This window comes from Kitasatospora terrestris, from assembly GCF_039542905.1.
Lineage (GTDB): Bacteria > Actinomycetota > Actinomycetes > Streptomycetales > Streptomycetaceae > Kitasatospora > Kitasatospora terrestris.
Genome location: NZ_BAABIS010000001.1, coordinates 864885 through 883503 on the forward strand (window position 1 = coordinate 864885; position 18619 = coordinate 883503).

Below are 18619 nucleotides of genomic sequence, written 5' to 3' on the forward strand. Positions count from 1 at the left end.
ACCGTCAATGGTGCTGGCGCTTCGTCGAACGACCCTGACGCCCGGTCCGGTGCACCGGCAGTGGCGGTCTCCCCTGGTCGCGGCGGCCCTCGACGGCTAGGATCGGTTAACCGATAAAGTTGCTGCGCCGGGCCCGGCCGCCCGGTCCGCAGCGGGACGGGAGCGCCGGCGGTGAAACGTCCGACCATCAACGACGTCGCGCGGGCGGCGGGCGTGTCGAGGGGCGCCGTGTCGTACGCCCTCAACGGGCGGCCGGGGGTCTCGGAGGCGACGAGGCGGCGCATCCTGTCCGCCGCCGAGGCGCTGGGCTTCCACGCGGACAGTGCCGCCAGGGCACTGGCGGGGGCCCCCTCGCGGACGGTCGGCCTGTCGCTGTACCGGCCCGCGAGCACCCTGGGGGTCGAGCCGTTCTTCATGGAGCTGATCAGCGGTCTGGAGGCCGAGCTGTCGCTGCGCTCCTACGCCCTGCTGCTGCACATGGTCGCCGACCGCGGGCAGGAGGCGGCGGTGTACCGGCGGTGGAGCCGGGAGCGGGCCGTGGACGGCGTGCTGGTCTGCGACCTCCTGGAGGAGGATCCGCGACTGCCCCTCCTGCGGGAACTCGGTCTCCCCACCGTGGTGGTCGGCCCTCCCCCGGTCGGCGGCGCGGTCGCCGGCGTCTGGTCGGACGACGCCGTGTCCCTCCGGGAGGCCGTCGAGTACCTCGCGGCGCTGGGCCACCGCCGCATCGGCCACGTGGCGGGCATTCCGGGCCTCGCGCACACCCGGGTGCGGACCGACGCCTTCGCCGCGCTCGCCCGCCGGCTCGGGCTCGAGGTCGCCTCCTGCGCGTACACCGACTACACCGGCCCGGCCGGCGCGCGGGCCACCCGCGAGCTCCTGGACGTGGCCGACCGGCCGACCGCGCTGCTCTACGACAACGACATCATGGCGGTCGCCGGTCTGGCCGCCGCCCAGGAGCTGGGGCTCTCCGTGCCCGGCGACCTGTCCGTCGTCGCCTGGGACGACTCGCCCGTCTGCCGCATCGTGCACCCGGCCCTCACCGCGCTGACCAGGGACATCCCGGCGTACGGCCGGCAGGCCGCACGGCTGCTGCTGGCGGCGGTCGACGGCCGCCCGGCCGCCGACGTGGCGGCGGAGGTCGCCCACCTGACGCCGCGCGCCAGCACCGCCGCTCCCGCGGACGGGCGGCCCTGACGCGCCGGCGGGTTCCGGGCCCTCAGGCCCGGTGCGGCGGAGGCGGGGCGGTGCTGTCCCTGACCACCAGGGAGGCGGTGTGGTCCAGCACGGCCGTCGCCGGGCGCCCGTCGATCACCTCGAACAGCAGCCGCGCCGCGTGCGCGCCGTAGGCCACGATGTCGCGGCCGAGAACGGTCAGCGCCGGGCGGACGGCCCGGCAGAGCGGCGAGTCGTCGAACGCGAGGATCGAGAGGTCGTCCGGCACCCGTAGTCCCATTTCGCGGGCCACGGCCAGCCCGGCGACCGCCATCACGTCGTTGTCGTAGGCGATGGCCGTCGGCCGGGTCGGTGAGCTCAGCAGCCGCCGGGTCGCGGTCCCTCCGGTCCGCACGGTGTAGTCGGAGGCCGCGATCACCGCCGTGACACCTTCCCGCCGGCACGCCGCCTCGAACGCGGCGTCGCGGACGGCCGTGTGCAGCATTCCCGCGGGGCCGCCGATCCTGGCGACGCCGCGGTGGCCCAGCCCCGCCAGGTGCCGGACGGCGGCGTCCACGGCGGTCGCGTCGTCGTTCCAGACGCAGGCGAGGGCGTCCCCCGGGACGGGGCCGCCGACCACGACGGCGGGCAGCCCGAGGCCGGCGAGCGGTCCGAGGCGCGGGTCGTCGGACTCCAGGTCGCACACCAGGACGCCGCCGACCCGCCGCTCGGCGTGCCAGCGCCGGTAGACGGCGGTCTCCTCGCCCGCGTCGCCCACGTACTGCAGCGCCAGGCCCAGGTCCCGCGCGGCCAGTTCGGTCTGGATGCCGCTGATCAGTTCGCGGCGGAACACCTCGACGGAGTGCGCGTCGGAGGCGGGCCTGCGCAGGGTCATGCCCACCGGGCGGGCCGCGGCGCCGCGCAGGGCGCGTGCGGGGGTGTTCACGGTGAAGCCGATGTCACGGGCGATGTCGAGGATCCGCCGGCGCGTCTCCTCCGAGACACCGGGACGGCCGTTCAACGCGTAGGAGACGGTCACCCGGGTGACCCCGGCCTGCCGGGCGATGTCGGCCATGGTGGGCTGCCGCGGCATGGGCCTCCTCCCGACGGGCGCGCCGCCAGCATACTCGCGCGCCCCGCCGGGCCCGCGTCACCGTCTGCGGGCCACGGCCAGGACGGCCGCGGCGCCGAGCATCACACCGCCCAGGCCGGCAAGGACCGGGCCGCTGAAACGGGCGGTCTGGAGGACGAGTTCACGGGTGGAGGTCTCCGGGCGGCGTCCGACGACCGCTCGCACCATCCGGTCTCCGGTGCTGCCGATCCGCCGCCCGACCCGGTCGGCGGCCCGGCCCACGTTCGCCTTCGCCTGCTCGGACGCCGCGCGCACCCTGGCGCCGACGTCCATCGCGGCGGCGAGTTCGCCGACGGTGTCGGCGAGCTGTTCATGGGTGTCGACGATCTGCGAGGTCAGCTCGGCCACGTCGGGCGCGACCCGGTCGGTGCTGTGCCTGGGGCTCATCGGTGCGCACGCTCCTTGATCACCTCGATGTCGGTCCTGGTGGTCGCGACCGCCCGCTCCGGAACGGGCGGCCCCGCCTTCCTGAACTGGCCGCGGCCGGCCAGGGCGAGCAGCCCGGCGGCCACCACCAGGACGGCTCCCACCACCAGGGCGGCCGCCCACAGCGGCATCACCAGCGCCAGACCGGCGACGGCGGCCGCCACGAAGGCCTGCAGGCCGATGACGGCGAGGAGCCCGGCGCCGCCGAACAGCCCTCCGCCGAAGCCGGCCCGCCTGCCCTTCGCGCCGAGTTCCGCCCCGGCGAGTCGCAGTTCCTGCCGCACCAGCTGCGAGGCCAGTTCCGCGGCCTCGTGGACCAGCTCGTTGACCGGTCGCGGGTGGCCGTCGGCTTCCGGTCCGGCCGTATCGCCCCGGTGCGCCGTGGCGGGCCGGGTGCCGTTCACGCTCGACTTCACGTCGCCGTTTCCCTTCGCGCGGTACTACGGATCCCCTGGTGCGACTGACCCGAAGCGCGGCCCGCAAACCCTCCCCCGGGCGAAGCACCTCCCTCCCGGCCCGTCAGGTCGTCTCGCGGCGCTGTTTCATCTCGGCCTCGGCGATGTGGTCGCGGCCCCCGCCCAGGGCGTCGCGCACCTGCCGCTCGACCTCGGTGAACCGCTGGTGGTAGCCGTCGTCGTAGGCCTCCACGATCTGGAAGGTCCACAGGCCGGGCAGGACGTCGGCGCCCTGCACCTCGTGCTCGACCAGGTCGGCCTGCTCGACGTGGCCGGCGGCCCGCAGCCTGCGGACCGCCTCCCCGACCGTCCGGTCCGCACCGCCGGTCAGCTGGTGGAACTCGTACAGGCACCCGCGGGCCCGCTGGGTCGTCTCCAGTGCTTCGGACAGCAAGCCGAGTGCCTCGACCGTCGCGTCGTCCATGCCCCGCGGCCGCGCGTGCCGCCTCCGGTGTCCGTCCCTGCCCGCGCCGCCCTTGCCCGCGCCGCCCTTGCCCGCGCCGCCCTTGCCCGTGTCGCCGCCCATCTCCGCCGCCTCCCGTCCACCACGACCCGGCCGCCCCGGTGCCGACCCGGACGCGTCTTTCCCGACACCGGGGCCGGAACACGTGCCGGGACGCTCGTGTACGGCCTGCGCTGCCGGGTAGCCGCCCCGGTCCGCGAGCAGTCGACTCCTGAACGGGAATCCCTCATGATCATCAAGAAGCTGCACGACGCCGGAGTGACATCGGAACACGCCTACATGGCAGGCCTGGCCTCCATCGGCCTGTCCTTCGCCTCCTGGATGGTCTCCGTCAAGGCCGAGGCCGCCGGCCTCGACCGCGCCGACCGCTGGGGCATCTTCATCGGCGAATGGGCGCCCACGTTCTTCTGCGTGGGACTCGCCCTGTCCCAGTACGAACGCGACGAGAACCCCGTCTACACCGACGACCCCCGGATCAGCGCCCGCGCCTGAACCACGAGTGCGGGCCACCCCGATCGGGGTGGCCCGCGCAGTCGTCCGGCGGCACCGGCCGCCGTCTCCGAACCGCCTGCGCCTACTGGTCGAGGCGCGCCAGCAGCAGGTTCGGGTCCTGCGGGGTGGCGGAGAACGAGGCACTGGTGACGTAGACCCGGTGCTCGTCCACGGCCACGGACGTGGGGTTGGAGAGCCCGTCCGCCGCGGTCAGCACGGTGGACGCGACCCCGTCGGCGGTCACGTACGCGACCCTGCTGGAGGCGTTCAGGGCGGCGAGCAGCGCGTCGTCCTTGAAGCTGGTGAAGCCGAAGTCGTCGATGCCGTCCAGCCCCGTGATCCGCGTCTCGACGGGTCCCGAGGTTCCGTCCGGGCAGATCGGGATGCGCAGGACGGTGCCCTTGTCGGTGTTGGAGACCCAGATGGCGGCGTGGTGCTTCCTGATGCCGTTGGCGCCGATGAAGCCGGCCGGCTCCAGGTCCGTGCCGGAGGCCCAGACGGACGCCTCGCCGGTGGTGGTGGAGACCCTCCAGACGACGCCGCGTCCCGAGTCGGCGGCGTAGACGGTGCCCTTGTGCTCGTCCAGGGTGAGGCCGTTGATCAGGCTGTTCGGGATGCTGGCGAGCTGGGTGAGGTCGCCGCCGGGGGTCAGCCGCCAGACGCCGGCGAGGTCGTCGCCGGTGGCGTAGCCGATGTACAGGGTGCCGTCCTCGGCGCGGGCGAGACCGCTGGCGGCCGGGAAGTGGACGACGGGGGTGTCGGGGTTGGTCGGCGCCGGCAGGGTCGCCCGGACGGTCACGGAGCCGTCCAGGCCGACGCGGGCGACCTGGCGGGCGGCGAGGAAGGTGACGTCGGCGGAGCCGTCGGGTTCGAGGGCGATGTTCTCGGCGAGCTGCCCGAGGGCCGGGTCGAAGTGGACGAGCACGTGCGGGTCCGAGAGCGGCGGCGCGACCGCGGTGGCGGGCGAGGCGGCGAGCAGGGCCAGGGCCAGGGCGGCGCAGCCGGTGGCGACGCCGAGCGGGCGGAGACGGGACACGGGGAATCTTCCTCCGAGGTGTGTGAACGGAGTCTTCAGCTCAGCACGCGGGGAGCCGCTCCACCCGGCGACGGCCGCCGCCCGCAGGCCGGACCCGGTGCCGTGGCGGGCCCGCCCGGCCCGGGTTCGCCCGGCCGGGCGGCACTGGATGGGAGCAACGCGGTGCCGGCGGCGACCCCGACGCGGCCCGGGCCGGGCGGGGGTCAGTGGGCCGTGCGGGTCTGCCGGACCGCGCAGCCCCGCCACCGGGTGACGACGTTGCCGTTCTCCAGGACGTTGAGGTCGGCGCCGGTGCAGCCGGCGGTGCGGCGGCCCTTGTGTCACGGGTGCGTAGCAGGGCTGCCGGGGGACTGACTCCTGTCACCCCCGGCGCCTACCGTGGAGGGATGGCAGCTGAGGGTGGGGGCACCGCGCGGCGGATCGGTCTGTGGTACGTCGCGCTGAACGTGGTGGCGGTCGGGCTCTGGGTGCTCGTGCACTTCGGGTCGCAGACCCTGGCGGGCGCCGGGTTGGTGGGCGACCGCGGCATGCTGAAGGTGACGGAGTGTCAGGATCACTCGTCCTCCACCGAGCACGGTGGCACGGTCTGGACGCACCACTGCTACGGCGACTTCCGGCCCGACGGCGGCGGGCCGGTGGTCGAGGGCGTGGAGCTGAGGGGCGGTTCGGGTGATACGTACCTGACGCCGTCCTCGTGCAGGGGCGACCGGGCGAACCAGCCCTGGTGGTGCAAGGGCGAGCACCCCGACTCGGTGCGTGCCCGGTACGTCGACGACGACGCCTGGATCTGGGGCAGCGGGGTGCTCGCCCCGACCGGGGCCGCCGTGATGGGGCTCGCCGTGGTCGGCGGGGGTCTGCTGATCGGCTCCCGCACCCTCAAGGAGCCCCGGCCGCGCTGGCTGACGAAGGCCCCCGTGGTGCTCTGCGTGGCGGGGTCCGTCGGGTTCGTGGTGGTCATGCTGGGCCTGGTGACGGAGAGTTAGGAGCCGTCGGCGGGACGGGCCGCAGCTCCTGGGCGGCCCCGGGCGGCGCTCCGCCCCGGCCGGCCCGAAGGCCGGCCGGGGCGGAGGGTGCTGCCGGAGGGTGCGGCGGCGCGTCAGACGTTGCGGCGGTACTGGCCGCCGACCTCGAAGAAGGCCTCGGTGACCTGCTGCAGGGAGCAGACCCGGGCGGCGTCCATGAGGACCTCGAAGACGTTCTCGCCGCCGATGGCGGCCGCCTTCAGGCGGGCGATCGCCTGCTCGGCCTCCGCACCGTGCCCGGCCTGGAAGGCGCGGACGCGCTCCAGCTGGGACTCCTTCTCGGCGGTGGTGGCGCGGGCGAGCTCCACCTGCTGGGGCTCGCCGTCGCCGGCACCGGGGGCCCGGAAGGTGTTGACGCCGATGATGGGCAGGGTGCCGTCGTGCTTGCGCTGCTCGTACAGCATCGACTCGTCCTGGATGCGGCCGCGCTGGTAGCCGGTCTCCATCGCGCCGAGGACGCCGCCGCGCTCGTTGATGCGGTCGAACTCGGCGAGCACGGCCTGCTCGACCAGGTCGGTGAGCTGGTCGATGACGAACGAGCCCTGCAGGGGGTTCTCGTTCATGGCGAGGCCCCACTCGCGGTTGATGATGAGCTGGATGGCCAGCGCCCGGCGCACCGACTCCTCGGACGGGGTGGTGACGGCCTCGTCGTAGGCGTTGGTGTGCAGCGAGTTCGCGTTGTCGTAGATCGCGATGAGTGCCTGCAGGGTGGTGCGGATGTCGTTGAAGTCCATCTCCTGGGCGTGCAGCGAGCGGCCCGAGGTCTGCACGTGGTACTTCAGCTTCTGGGAGCGCTCGTTGCCGCCGTACTTGTGCTTCATCGCGACGGCCCAGATCCGGCGGGCGACCCGGCCGAGCACCGAGTACTCGGGGTCCATGCCGTTGGAGAAGAAGAACGACAGGTTGGGCGCGAAGTCGTCGATGTGCATGCCGCGGGCCAGGTAGGCCTCGACGTAGGTGAAGCCGTTGGCGAGGGTGAAGGCGAGCTGGCTGATCGGGTTCGCGCCGGCTTCGGCGATGTGGTAGCCGGAGATGGAGACGGAGTAGAAGTTGCGGACCTTGTTGGCGATGAACCACTCCTGGATGTCGGCCATCATCCGCAGCGAGAACTCGGTGGAGAACAGGCAGGTGTTCTGGCCCTGGTCCTCCTTGAGGATGTCGGCCTGCACCGTGCCGCGGACGTTCGCCAGCGCGCGGGCGCGCAGTCCGGCGGCCTCCTCCGGCGACGGGTCGCGGCCCTCGGCGGCGCGGAAGGCCTCGGTCTGCTGGTCGATGACCGTGTTGAGGAAGAACGCCAGCACGGTGGGCGCCGGGCCGTTGATGGTCATGGACACCGAGGTGCTGGGCGCGACGAGGTCGAAGCCGTCGTAGAGCGCCTTCATGTCCTCCAGCGTCGCGACCGAGACGCCGGAGGTGCCGACCTTGCCGTAGATGTCGGGGCGCTCGCCGGGGTCGCGGCCGTAGAGGGTGACCGAGTCGAAGGCGGTGGAGAGCCGGGTGGCGGGCTGGCCCTCGGAGAGCAGCTTGAACCGGCGGTTGGTGCGGAAGGGGTCGCCCTCGCCGGCGAACATGCGGGCCGGGTCCTCGCCGTCCCGCTTGAACGGGAACACGCCGGCGGTGAACGGGAAGAGGCCGGGGAGGTTCTCGCGGCGCCAGAAGCCCACCAGTTCGCCGTGGTCGGCGTAGCGGGGCAGCGCGACGCGCGGGATCAGGTTGCCGGAGAGCGACTCGCGGGTCAGCTTGGTGCGGATCTCCTTGTCCCGGACGACGACGACCTGCTCGTCACCGGAGTAGGAGGCGACCACGGCGGGCCAGTTCTCGATCTGCTCGGTGACCTCGTGCGGGAGCTGCTTGCGGGCGGTCGCCAGCAGCGACTCGACGTTCGCCGCGTCGCTGCCGGCGTCGGCGAGCTGGCCCCGGACGGCGTCCAGGCGCTGGACCGACCGGGCCGCCTCGACCAGGCGCTCGGTCTCGGCGTGGTAGCCGCGGACGGTCTCGGTGATCTCGGCGAGGTAGCGGACCCGCTCGGCGGGGACGACCTGGCGGATGCCGGAGGAGTGGCGGACGGACACCGCCGGCAGGGCGCCCTCGGTCACCGGCAGCCCGTGCCCGGCGAGGGCGGTCCGCAGGGTCTGGTAGAGCGCGGTGACGCCGTCGTCGTTGAAGGTGGCCGCGGAGGTGCCGAACACCGGCATGTCCTCCGGCCTGCTGCCGAACGCCTCGCGGTTGCGGACCAGTTGGCGTCCGACGTCGCGCAGCGCGTCCTTGGCGCCGCGGCGCTCGAACTTGTTGATCGCGACGACGTCGGCGAAGTCGAGCATGTCGATCTTCTCGAGCTGGGAGGCGGCGCCGAACTCGGGCGTCATCACGTACAGCGAGGTGTCGACGAAGGGCACGATGGCCGCGTCGCCCTGGCCGATGCCGGGCGTCTCGACGATCACCAGGTCGAAGCCGGCGGCCTTGACGACGTCGATCACGTCGGTGAGGTGCTCGGGCAGTTCGTGGCTGCCGCGGGTGGCGAGGCTGCGGAAGAAGATCTGCTGGCCGTCGAGGGAGTTCATCCGGATCCGGTCGCCGAGCAGCGCGCCGCCGCCGCGGCGGCGGGTCGGGTCGACCGCGATGACCGCGATCCGCAGCTTGTCCTGCTGGTCGACGCGGAAGCGGCGGACCAGCTCGTCGGTGAGCGAGGACTTGCCGGAGCCGCCGGTGCCGGTGATGCCGAGGACCGGGGTCACCCGCGCCGCGGCGGCGGCCCGCACCCGGGCCAGGAACTCCTCGGGGAGCTTGCCCAGTTCGGCGCCGGTGATGCTGCGGGCGATCGTGAACCGGTCGCCGGCGAGCAGCGCGTCCACCTCGGCGGCGCGGCCGTCCCACAGGTCGAAGTCGCAGTCCTTGACGACCGAGTTGACCATGCCGGCCAGACCCATCCGCTGGCCGTCCTCGGGCGAGAAGATGGTCACCCCGCTGTTGCGCAGCCGGACGATCTCCTCGGGCACGATCACGCCGCCCCCGCCGCCGACCACCCGGATGTGCCCGGCGCCCTGCTCGCGCAGCCGGTCGACCAGGTACTCGAAGTACTCGACGTGGCCGCCCTGGTACGACGAGACGGCGACGCCGTGCGCGTCCTCCTCCAGCGCCGCGTCGACGACCTCCTGGACCGACCGGTTGTGCCCGAGGTGGATCACCTCGGCCCCCTGCGACTGGAAGATCCGCCGCATGATGTTGATCGACGCGTCGTGCCCGTCGAACAGCGCCGACGCGGTGACCAGCCGGACGGGGTGCACAGGGCGGTGCAGGTCGCTCATGGAGGCCTTCATTCTCGATGCCGGGAGATGACTCCAGGATACTAGGACGTCCTAGTATTTTCACGCGCCAATGTGACGAGGTCCACACGCGCCGCGCCGATCCGACCCGAACGGCCCCGCCACCGCGCCGGCACCCGCGCAGACGGGACGGGTGCGGGCGGCGTAGGAACCGGCGGCCACGACGAGCCCGAGGCCCAGGCCGGCGAACGCCAGGCCGCCGAACCCGATCATCCAGGTGATCCCGGAGCGGGTGGTGAACGGCGGTGACGGCTCGACCCCGGGCAGCACACCGAGGGCGACGAGCGGGGCGGCGACCGTGAGGACGGTCCCGTACATCGCCAACGGGAAGCCGGTCAGCCAGGCCGGGAGCAGGGGCAGCAGACGCGGAACCCGTCGCCCGGACAGGAACGGCACCCACCGTGGGAACACCTGCCCCCACGCGTGCAGCAACCCCAGCAGCAGCAGGACCCCGACCGTCGCGGCGAGCACGGTCACGTCGATCCCCGCCGACGCGAGGGCCTTCGACGGCCCCGAGGCACGGACGTCCACCGTCGCCTCCCAGTCGTCGCCCGAGACGCCGAGCGCGCTGCCACCCAGTGTCCAGACGGTCTTGGCCGCCGCCCACGGCAGGAGTCCGCACACGAGCAGGTACGCGGCGGCACGGGTCCGCACCGGGGCCCGCGAGGCCGCCGGGTGGACGAGCGGGCCGTCGGCGGGGCCGGGGTGCGGCCGCCCGCACCGGGGGCAGGCACCGCGCAGCCGCCGGCGGTACGACAGACCGGCGAGCAGCAGGACGGTGGCGCCCGCGGTGTCCAGGAGCACCTGGGCGAGCCCGGTGGCGCTCTCGATCCCGGAGAACGTCGCCAGCGTCACGACGTGGATCGGCAGTCCGGCCGTCCCCGCGACGAACACCGGCAACGCCGTGGTCAGCCCCGTCGCCACCGCCACCCGGCCCGGCCGTCCGAGGGTCCGGGTGGTGGCCAGGCAGGCCCCACCGGCCAGCAGCGCGAGGGCCGCCAGGAGCAGGTGGACCGCCGGCGCGTACGAGACGTGCGCCGTCCACGGCACCGTCGCGCCGGCCGACGCCCACACGACCTCGACGGCGGCGTACAGCACACCCCACACGGCGGCGGCCGCCGGCACCCACAGCGGCCACCGCCGCCACCGGAGCCCCCGCCCCCGTTCCGCGTGCTCCCGGGCGGCAGCACCGTCCCTGTCCGGACCAGTGGGAACAGCCATCATGACCTCCGAGTCTCCGGGTTTTCGAGACTCCCAGGCTCTCCGCCGTCCCCGCCGACGACGTCCGTCCCGCGGACCGTCCCGCTCCCCTGCACGGGGGAGCGCGCGCACCGGGCCTCAGCCCGCGGGATGACCGCAGCCGCCCGCCCGCACCGCCGACGGCCGGCCGCCCGCCCGCACCGCCGACGGCCGGCCGACCGACCGACCGGTCTAGCGCGCGGCGGTGTCCCGGCCCTGGATCTCCGCGGCGGCGCGGCGCAGCTCGGCGAGGACGGTGCGGACGGCCCGGCGGGCGGTGCGTTCGGGCCGGTGGAGGACGTCGATGTGGCGCAGGGCGTGGACGTCGCCGAGCGGCCGCAGGACGAGGCCGGGGTGTGTACGGGCGGTCCAGCGCGGCATCAGCGCCAGACCTCCGCCGGCGGCCACCACCTCGGCGGCCACGGTGAACTCGTTGATGCGGTGGACGATGTCGAGGCGGCGGCCCGCGACGCTGGCGACGGCCTCGATGCTGGACAGCAGCGGGAAGCCGTCGTGGACGGTGATCCAGGGCTGGTCGGCCACGTCGCGGGGGAAGAGCACGGCGCGGGAGGCCAGCGGGTGGTCGGCCGGCAGGGCGACGTCGAGCGGCTCCCGCAGCAGCGTCTCGGCGGTGATGGTGCGGGGCCAGGGCGGCGCGTGGTCGAGGCGGTGGGCGAGCACGAGGTCGTGGTCGCGGGTGAGGGCGGGGAAGCGGTCCTGGGCGACGTCCTGGTCGGCGAACGACAGGCGCGGGTTGCCGGGCCCGGCGAGGCCGCGGAGCAGCAGGGGGAAGAAGGTGGAGCCCGCGCTGTGGAAGGCGGCCAGCGAGACGTCGCCGTCGGGCTGCTCGGCGAAGTCGGTGACGGCGTGCCGCGCCCGGGCCAGGGCCGTCTCCACCTCGATGGCCGCGCGGGCCAGGGCCTGCCCGCCCTCGGTCAGCACCACCCGGCGTCCGGCGCGCTCGGTGAGCGGGACGGGGATCGACCGCTGCAGCAGGCGCAGTTGCTGGGAGATCGCGGACGGCGTCACGTGCAGGGCCTCGGCGACCGCGCTGACGCTGCCCAGTTCTCCCAGCTCCCGCAGGATCCGGAGTTGCCGCTCGTCCATGCGGACATTGTAGGTCTGCTACAGCTTTGCTTTAGAGGTTGGTGATTGTCTTCAACCTGCAGGTGGTCCAGCGTGGGGGCATGCCCGTTGCACGCCGTACCGATGCCGTCCTGTTCCTGATCGCCCTGGTCTGGGGTTCCAGCTATCTGGCGGCCAAGACCGCCACCGTCGCGCTCCCCGTCGCCGCCGTGCTGTTCGCCCGGTACGCGGTCTCCGCGCTGGCGTGCGGCGGCCTGGTCGCCTTCCGCCGCAGGGCGTGGACCCGGGCGGAGGTCCGCGCCGGATCGGTGCTGGGCGTCACCCAGGCGGCCGTCCTGGCCCTGGAGACGTACGGAATCGCTCACACCAGCGCCGCGAACGCCGGGCTGATCATCAGTCTGACCATCGTGCTGACCCCGCTGGTGGACCGGACCGCGGGGAGCCGCCGACTGCCCTGGGCGTTCTTCGCGGCCGCCGGCCTGTGCGTGCTGGCGGTCGGCCTGCTCACCTCCAGCACCGGACTGCACGCGCTCCGCCTCGGCGACGCCCTGATGCTGGTCGCCGCGGTCGTCCGGGCCGGACACGTCGCCCTGGTCGGCCGGCTCACCGCCCGCCACCCCGTGGACGCGCTCCACCTGACGACCGTCCAGACCGTCGTCGGCTCGGCGCTCTTCCTCGCACCGGCCCTGTCCCACCTGCCCGACCTGGCCGGGAGCAGCGCCGCCACCTGGTCGCAGCTGCTCTACCTCGCCCTGTTCTGCAGCGTCTTCGCCTTCCTCGCCCAGACCTGGGCCGTCCAGCGCACCTCCGCCAGCCGGGCCAGCCTGCTGCTCGGCACCGAGCCGATCTGGGCCGTCGCGATCGGCATCGGCCTCGGCGGCGAACACCTCACCGTGTGGGCCTCCCTCGGCGCCGTCCTCATGGTCACCGGCACGTACTGGGGCCAGGCCGTCGAGCGCACCCACCGCACTGCCACCGATCCCGCGGCCGGGGGCGGGACGCGTCCCGCCCCGACACCCGTGGGCGCCTGACACGGACGACGGGACGCCCGGCCGCGGACCGGCCCCCAGAGAGCCCGCGGACCGGCCTTCGGAGCGGCCTCAGCGTCCGGGGGCGGGGACGACGGCGCCGGTGGCGGCGTCGACGACGACCAGCAGGAGCCGGGTCCTCCCCCCACTCTGCTGAGCCGTCAGCCTGACCACCCAGTGCGGCTGCCAGGCATTGTTGCGGTCGGGCTCGGCGACGAGATCGGCGCCGGTGACGACGGCCCCGGGGTGGGCCGCGACCGCGGTGTTCCGCGCGGTCGTCTCGGTGACGGTCACCTCGGGGAGGACGGGCGAGTCGATGTGCCGGGCGGAGAACGAGCTGACCTGGCCGCTCCCGGTGACGATCACGTCGAGGCTCATCGGCATGAGGACGCCGTCGACCCGGGACCGCCACAGGACCTTCCGGGCGCCCGCGGAGTCCGGCCGGACCTCCACGGAGGTCCGGCTGTCCGTGAGGGCCCACGGGAAGTGGGCCCGGGCGAACCGGGTGGCGGCGGCGACGGCCGCGGCGTCGGTGAGCTCGCCCGGGGCTTCCTCCGGGAGGGGCCCGACGAGCCCCGTGGCCGGTTCACCGCCGGGCCAGGCCAGGGTGAGACTCCCCTGGGCTCCCGTGGTGCTGATGGTGCCGGGCAGGCCGTCGAAGCCGCGGACGAACTGGACGGACACGGTCTCGGCGGCGGGCCCGAAGAAGTCCCGGTAGGCCTTGGCGGCGGCGGCCCGCTGGGCCGGCCCGGCCTGGGTGTTCTCCGTGGCGTCGGCGGGGACGACGGTGACGAACGGAACGAGCGCGGTCGCGACCACCCCGACTCCGCCGGCGAGCGCGAGGGCGCCGCGCACGGCCTCGCGCCGGCCGGCGACCAGCGGCCGGGGGCCCACCCGGCGGCTCCACAGGAACGCCAGGCCGCAGCCGAGCGCGGCCCCGAGGGAGTTGTCCCACAGGTCGCCGGTGTCGCAGCTGCGCCCGACGGCCGGGGTCACGGCCTGGACCGCTTCGACGGCCGCGGAGAGCAGGGCGAGGGCGACGCCCGTGCCGACCGGACGCCGGGTGAGCAGGGCGGTGGAGAAGGCGGCCGGGACGAACAGGGCGATGTTCATCAGGCCCTGCGTGCTCGACGTCGCGGCGATCAGGTCGCGCTGGACGGTGCACAGCAGCGGGGCCGGTGCGCCCGGGTGGAGCGGGTAGAGGGTGGCGGCGAGGACGAGCGCGGTGGAGGCCGCGGCGCAGGCCGGCAGGAGGATCGGCGCCGCGCGCCTCCTCGCGACGACCGCCGCGAGGGCGGCGGAGCCGATCAGCGCGGCCACGACGGCCCACAGCAGCCCGGCCTCGTCGGTGAAGATTGCCCGAATCATGTTCCCCCCACAGGACTTCGTCTGCCCTCTAGGGAGGCGGTGGGCGTACGGACGGTTCCACGCCGGGGAAAAGAGGTGCCGGCCCCGGTCCACTGACAGGAGGTGTCAGCGGACCGGACCTACCCTGCGGCGCATGGAAGACATGAGGATCGTCGAACTCCGGCAGTACACCCTGCGTCCCGGTGCCCGGGAGACGCTGGTCGAGCTGTTCGAGCGCGAGTTCGTGGCGGGTCAGCAGGACGCCGGCATCACTGTCGGCGGCCGGTTCCGCGACCTGGACGACCCGGACCGGTTCGTCTGGCTGCGGGCGTTCCCCGACATGGCGCACCGGCGGCGCGCGCTGGAGGCGTTCTACACCGGCCCGGTCTGGCAGGAGCACCGGGACGCGGCCAACGCCACCATGATCGACAGCGACGACGTCCTGCTGCTGCGCGGACCGGGCTTCACGCCCGCGCCGGGCGTGCGGGAGGTGCTCGCCACCGTCTGCCACCCCGCCGACGCCGCCGACTTCGCCGGGTACGCGGCCCGCCACCTGGGACCGGGCCACGCCCTGCACCGCACCGAGCACGCCGAGAACGACTTCCCCCGCCTGCCCGTCCGGACCAGCGAGGACGTCCGGGTCTGGTTCGGCCCGGCCGAGCCGACGCCCTGGCCGACCCGGCACCTGCGACTGGAACCCGTGCGTCCCTGAGAGCCCCTCAGGACGGCGCTACAGCCCCTTGACGATCAGGGCGAGCGTGGGCGCCAGGGTCAGCAGGACGCTCCCCGGCCAGTACGCCCGGGCGGCCAGTGCCGTCCGGCGCCACAGGTGGACGTTGACCAGCGACCACACCAGGGCGAACAGCGTGACCACCGGCCCCGCGAGGAGCAGCCACGGCAGCACGCCGTCGTTCTCCGTGGGCTCCCGCTCGGTCCAGCCCACCGCGGCCAGCGGCCAGTTCGAGGCGAAGTACCACAGCAGGAACAGCGGCACGACCGCGGGAACGCCGAGCAGCAGGTTCACGGCCGCGGCCGTCAGTGATCGTTTCCGCACGGGCCCATTGTTCACACCGCTCGGACGGGGTGCGTCGGCGGGGCGGTGTGGGCCCGGCGCAACGGCGGCGAGGTCCAGGCGTGGTGGCGGAGGACCATCCGGGTAGCGGCGCGCGACGGCGAACGGCGGGAACACGGGTTCGGGCAGTGGCGAATACCCCGCCGGGTCCGGGGCAGGCGGCCGAACGACCGTCCTTCCGCACGGAGGAACCGCACGCTGCCCGCCACGGGCACGACGCGGCGGCGACCCGTGCCGATCGGCCCGACGGAGGCCGATCCTGCCGAAAGGAGCTGTTCGTGACGGTGATATCGCGACTCCCGGGTGCCGTCCACCAGGAATGGGACTGGCAACTGCGGGCGGCATGCCGAAGCGAGGACGCCCAGCTGTTCTTCCACCCGTCCGGCGAGCGCGGGCAGGCGCACGACGACCGCGAGGCGGCGGCCAAGCGGATCTGCGCGACCTGCCCGGTGCGCACCCGCTGCCTGGAGCACGCGCTCACGGTGCACGAACCCTACGGCGTCTGGGGCGGCCTCACCGAGGACGAGCGCCGCGCCCTCCACGGCCGCCGGAACCGCCGGGTCGGATCCCGCCACCGTTAGACCGCCCACGCCCGCCCACGCCCGGCGGAGCGGGATCACCGCTCTCACGGGCACCGGCAGGCCGGAGCCGACCGGCGACCGCCGTTTCACGGCACGGGCGGGCTGCGTTCGACCGGAGCCCGCCGATTCACCGCTCCGGCAGGCCCAGTTCGACCCGGAGGCCGCCGTCCGGCAGCGGAGTCAGTCGCAGCCGGCCCTGGTGGGCCTCGGTGACGGCGGCCACGATGGCGAGTCCGAGGCCGTGGCCGCGGCGGCTCGGGTCGGTCTCGGCGGTGCGTCCGCGTCCGCGCAGGAACGGTTCGGTGAAGGTGGCGACCGCCTCGGGCGTCAGCCGCGGGCCCGTGTTGGCGATGGCGAGCAGGACCCGGCCGGGGCGGTCGGGGTCCGGGCCGGTGCGGACCGTCACGGTCCCGTCCGCCGGCAGGTTGTGGCGGATCGCGTTGTGGAGCAGGTTGACCGCCGCCTGGCGCAGCAGCACGGGGTTTCCGCTCGCGGGTGCCGGACCGTACTCGGCGGTGACCGTGACGCCGCGGGCGGTGGCCTCCTCGCTGACGGCAGCGACCGCGTCGCGCACGGCGTCGGCGAGGTCGAGGGGCTGGAGCGCGGGTGCGGTGTGGCCGAGCTCGGCGAGCTGGAGCAGGGCCTCGCAGATCTCGATGCCGCGCTGGTTGGTGTCCTGGAGCCGGCCGACCAGGCGCGGCAGGTCCTGCCCGCCGGGGTCGGCGGCCGCCACCTGCAGCATGGTGCGGGTGATGGCCAGTGGTGTGCGCAGCTCGTGGGACGCGTTGGCGGCGAAGCGCTGCTGGGCGTCGAAGGACCGCTGCAGGCGCTCCAGCATCTCGTCGAAGGCGTCCGAGAGGTCGGTGAACTCGTCGCGGGGGCCGGCCAGGGCGACGCGGTGCTCCAGCGCCCCGTTCGCGGCGTGGTGGGCGGCGCGGGTGATCTCCTGCAGCGGCCGCAGCACCCGCCCGGCGATGATCCAGCCGCCCCCCAGGCCGACCACGGTCAGGACGGCCAGCGCGTAGCCGCAGGTGACGAGCAGGGCGTCGAGGACCTCCCCCCGCGACGGGGCGTCGAGCCGGTCCCGGGGGTTGGAGGGCATCAGGGGGTAGTTGGGGATCCAGCGCAGGCCGAGGTAGACCACGACGACGAAGATCAGGCCGGCCGCGACGGCGAAGAGGGCGTAGCTGAGGGTCAGCCGCATCCTGGCCGTCAGGCGGCGCGGGCGGTGCCCGGCCGGCGCGGTGGTCGCGGTCATGCCCGGGGCCCTTCGTCGGAGAGCCGGTAGCCGACGCCCGGCACGGTCTGGATCACCTGGGGCTCGCCCAGGCGCTTGCGCAGGCCGGAGATGGTGATGCGGACCGCGTTGGTGAACGGGTCGGCGTTCTCGTCCCAGGCGCGCTCCAGGAGGTCCTCCGCGCTGACCACGCCGCCGGCGGCCCGCATCAGGACCTCCAGCACGGCGAACTGCTTGCGCGGCAGGCCGACGTAGCGGCCGTCGCGGTACACCTCGCGGCGGAACGGGTCCAGGCGAAGCCCGGCGCACTCCAGCACCGGCGGGGCTCCCCCGGCCGGTCGGCGGGCCAGCGACCGCAACCGGACGACCAGCTCGGGAAGGTCGAACGGCTTGGTGAGGTAGTCGTCGGCGCCGATCTCGAAACCCGCGACCTTCTCGTCCAGGCGGGCCGCCGCGGTCAGCATCAGCACCCGGCAGCCCAGGCCGCGGTCCACGATCTCCCGGCAGACGTCGTCGCCGTGCGTGCCCGGGATGTCCCGGTCCAGCACCACCACGTCGTAGCTGTGGACGGTCAGCCGCTCCAGCGCGGCATCACCGTCGGTGGCGATGTCGCAGGCGATCGCCTCCAGCCGCAGTCCGGCCTGGACCGCCTCGGCGAGGTAGACCTCGTCCTCCACCACCAGGACCCGCACGCGCCACTCCTCTGCTCCGGCATCCGCTCCCGCCCCCATTGGACGTGAACGGCCCTATCGAAAACGTATCGGCCGGCGCAGACGCTCTCGGAACACCGCGCCCCGTCCCATGGTCACACCGCCCGGGCACCCGCCCGGCGGCACCGCACGCGGACGCCGGGAGGCAGGCATGGGCAGCACAGCGACGAGGACGCGCCGGACCCGGCGGCGCCAACTGCTCGGCGGCGCCGCAGCGACCGCCGTCCTGGCGGCCCTCGCCGTCGGTGTCAGCGGAACCCCGTCCGCCGACACGGTGCTGCGGACCCTGGCCGCCGCAGCGACTTCGGACACCACCGCCGACGGCGAACTCGCCGCGGGCGAGGCGCTCAGCCCCTTCGACGACGAGGCGCCCGCCGTCCGCAAGCTCGACGGCCCCCTGCTCGACGCCGTCCGGCGGGCCGCCCGCGACGCGCAGGCCCAAGGCATCACCATGACCGTCACCTCCGGCTGGCGCAGCAAGGAGTACCAGCAGCGCCTGCTGGACCGGGCGGTGACCCGGTACGGGAGCCTGGACGCGGCCCGGCGCTACGTGAACACGCCGGAGAAGTCGACGCACGTGGCCGGCAGGGCACTGGACATCGGCCCCACCGCCGCCGACTACTGGCTGATCCAGCACGGCGCCCGGTACGGCCTGTGCCAGGTGTACGCCAACGAGATCTGGCACTTCGAACTCCGGACCGACCCCGGCGGCACCTGCCCGCCCCAACTCCCCGACGCCGCCGGGTAGCCGCCGTCGGGGCGCTCTGGCGAGGCGGACGGCTTCCAGGCGGAGGCCGAAGGGGCAACGGCCCGTC

The 18619-nt window shown here is 74.3% G+C and carries 19 protein-coding genes; 7 read left to right on the plus strand and 12 right to left on the minus strand.

Annotation, left to right across the window (positions count from 1 at the left end; genetic code table 11):
• Positions 1–171 precede the first annotated feature (171 nt).
• Positions 172–1197 (plus strand): LacI family DNA-binding transcriptional regulator, encoded by a 1026-nt coding sequence (locus ABEB06_RS04270; protein WP_345695422.1) that lies wholly within the window; start codon positions 172–174, stop codon positions 1195–1197.
• 22 nt (positions 1198–1219) lie between these two features.
• Here the strand turns inward: ABEB06_RS04270 and ABEB06_RS04275 are convergent, their stop codons facing one another.
• The 4 genes from ABEB06_RS04275 to ABEB06_RS04290 form a co-directional block, all read right to left on the minus strand.
• On the minus strand, positions 1220–2248 hold the full coding sequence (locus ABEB06_RS04275; RefSeq protein WP_345695423.1) for a LacI family DNA-binding transcriptional regulator: 1029 nt from the start codon (positions 2246–2248) through the stop codon (positions 1220–1222).
• A 57-nt stretch (positions 2249–2305) separates the two neighbouring features.
• Positions 2306–2674, minus strand: coding sequence for a DUF3618 domain-containing protein (locus ABEB06_RS04280; RefSeq protein WP_345695424.1), 369 nt, complete (start codon positions 2672–2674; stop codon positions 2306–2308).
• Entirely contained in the window at positions 2671–3129 is a 459-nt protein-coding gene (locus ABEB06_RS04285; RefSeq protein ID WP_345695425.1) for a phage holin family protein, read from the minus strand. Before ABEB06_RS04285 ends, ABEB06_RS04280 begins: the two co-directional genes overlap by 4 nt.
• 103 nt (positions 3130–3232) lie before the next feature.
• On the minus strand, positions 3233–3592 hold the full coding sequence (locus ABEB06_RS04290; protein ID WP_345701734.1) for a hypothetical protein: 360 nt from the start codon (positions 3590–3592) through the stop codon (positions 3233–3235).
• 267 nt (positions 3593–3859) lie between these two features.
• On the opposite strand from ABEB06_RS04290, the gene ABEB06_RS04295 reads away from it, so the two are divergent.
• Positions 3860–4123, plus strand: a complete 264-nt coding sequence (locus tag ABEB06_RS04295) for a hypothetical protein (RefSeq protein ID WP_345695426.1) — start codon at positions 3860–3862, stop codon at positions 4121–4123.
• Between the two features lie 82 nt (positions 4124–4205).
• Here ABEB06_RS04295 and ABEB06_RS04300 read toward each other — a convergent pair whose 3' ends face one another.
• The gene (locus tag ABEB06_RS04300; RefSeq protein WP_345695427.1) at positions 4206–5159 is read right to left on the minus strand and encodes an SMP-30/gluconolactonase/LRE family protein; all 954 of its coding nucleotides are present in this window, start codon (positions 5157–5159) and stop codon (positions 4206–4208) included.
• 386 nt (positions 5160–5545) lie between these two features.
• On the opposite strand from ABEB06_RS04300, the gene ABEB06_RS04305 reads away from it, so the two are divergent.
• Positions 5546–6142: a hypothetical protein gene (locus ABEB06_RS04305; protein ID WP_345695428.1), complete on the plus strand. Its 597-nt coding sequence runs from the start codon at positions 5546–5548 to the stop codon at positions 6140–6142.
• Between the two features lie 113 nt (positions 6143–6255).
• On the opposite strand, the gene icmF is transcribed toward ABEB06_RS04305, so the two are convergent.
• From icmF to ABEB06_RS04320, 3 genes are all read right to left on the minus strand, one after another.
• Positions 6256–9486 (minus strand): fused isobutyryl-CoA mutase/GTPase IcmF, encoded by a 3231-nt coding sequence (gene icmF / locus ABEB06_RS04310; protein ID WP_345695429.1) that lies wholly within the window; start codon positions 9484–9486, stop codon positions 6256–6258.
• Between the two features lie 60 nt (positions 9487–9546).
• Positions 9547–10602, minus strand: coding sequence for a hypothetical protein (locus ABEB06_RS04315; protein WP_345695430.1), 1056 nt, complete (start codon positions 10600–10602; stop codon positions 9547–9549).
• 333 nt (positions 10603–10935) lie between these two features.
• The gene (locus tag ABEB06_RS04320; RefSeq protein WP_345695431.1) at positions 10936–11850 is read right to left on the minus strand and encodes a LysR family transcriptional regulator; all 915 of its coding nucleotides are present in this window, start codon (positions 11848–11850) and stop codon (positions 10936–10938) included.
• An 80-nt stretch (positions 11851–11930) separates the two neighbouring features.
• On the opposite strand from ABEB06_RS04320, the gene ABEB06_RS04325 reads away from it, so the two are divergent.
• Entirely contained in the window at positions 11931–12860 is a 930-nt protein-coding gene (locus tag ABEB06_RS04325; protein WP_345695432.1) for a DMT family transporter, read from the plus strand.
• 69 nt (positions 12861–12929) lie between these two features.
• Here ABEB06_RS04325 and ABEB06_RS04330 read toward each other — a convergent pair whose 3' ends face one another.
• Positions 12930–14225: a VanZ family protein gene (locus ABEB06_RS04330; RefSeq protein WP_345695433.1), complete on the minus strand. Its 1296-nt coding sequence runs from the start codon at positions 14223–14225 to the stop codon at positions 12930–12932.
• A gap of 133 nt (positions 14226–14358) precedes the next feature.
• On the opposite strand from ABEB06_RS04330, the gene ABEB06_RS04335 reads away from it, so the two are divergent.
• Positions 14359–14916 carry an NIPSNAP family protein gene (locus ABEB06_RS04335; protein WP_345695434.1) on the plus strand — a complete coding sequence of 186 codons (558 nt, stop codon included), beginning with the start codon at positions 14359–14361 and terminating at the stop codon, positions 14914–14916.
• 18 nt (positions 14917–14934) lie between these two features.
• On the opposite strand, the gene ABEB06_RS04340 is transcribed toward ABEB06_RS04335, so the two are convergent.
• Positions 14935–15258 (minus strand): hypothetical protein, encoded by a 324-nt coding sequence (locus tag ABEB06_RS04340; RefSeq protein WP_345695435.1) that lies wholly within the window; start codon positions 15256–15258, stop codon positions 14935–14937.
• 296 nt (positions 15259–15554) lie between these two features.
• Between ABEB06_RS04340 and ABEB06_RS04345 the strand changes: the two genes are divergently transcribed.
• Positions 15555–15857, plus strand: a complete 303-nt coding sequence (locus tag ABEB06_RS04345; RefSeq protein WP_345695436.1) for a WhiB family transcriptional regulator — start codon at positions 15555–15557, stop codon at positions 15855–15857.
• Positions 15858–15984: 127 nt separating this feature from the next.
• Here ABEB06_RS04345 and ABEB06_RS04350 read toward each other — a convergent pair whose 3' ends face one another.
• Together ABEB06_RS04350 and ABEB06_RS04355 are read right to left on the minus strand one after the other, a co-directional pair.
• A complete protein-coding gene (locus tag ABEB06_RS04350; protein ID WP_345695437.1) occupies positions 15985–17115 on the minus strand; it encodes a sensor histidine kinase in 1131 nt (376 codons plus the stop codon).
• Complete coding sequence (locus ABEB06_RS04355; protein WP_345695438.1) at positions 17112–17786, minus strand: response regulator transcription factor; 675 nt, start codon at positions 17784–17786, stop codon at positions 17112–17114. The genes ABEB06_RS04350 and ABEB06_RS04355 overlap by 4 nt, the downstream gene beginning before the upstream one ends.
• 169 nt (positions 17787–17955) lie before the next feature.
• Between ABEB06_RS04355 and ABEB06_RS04360 the strand changes: the two genes are divergently transcribed.
• Positions 17956–18552 carry a M15 family metallopeptidase gene (locus ABEB06_RS04360; RefSeq protein WP_345695439.1) on the plus strand — a complete coding sequence of 199 codons (597 nt, stop codon included), beginning with the start codon at positions 17956–17958 and terminating at the stop codon, positions 18550–18552.
• The last annotated feature ends 67 nt before the right edge of the window (positions 18553–18619 follow it).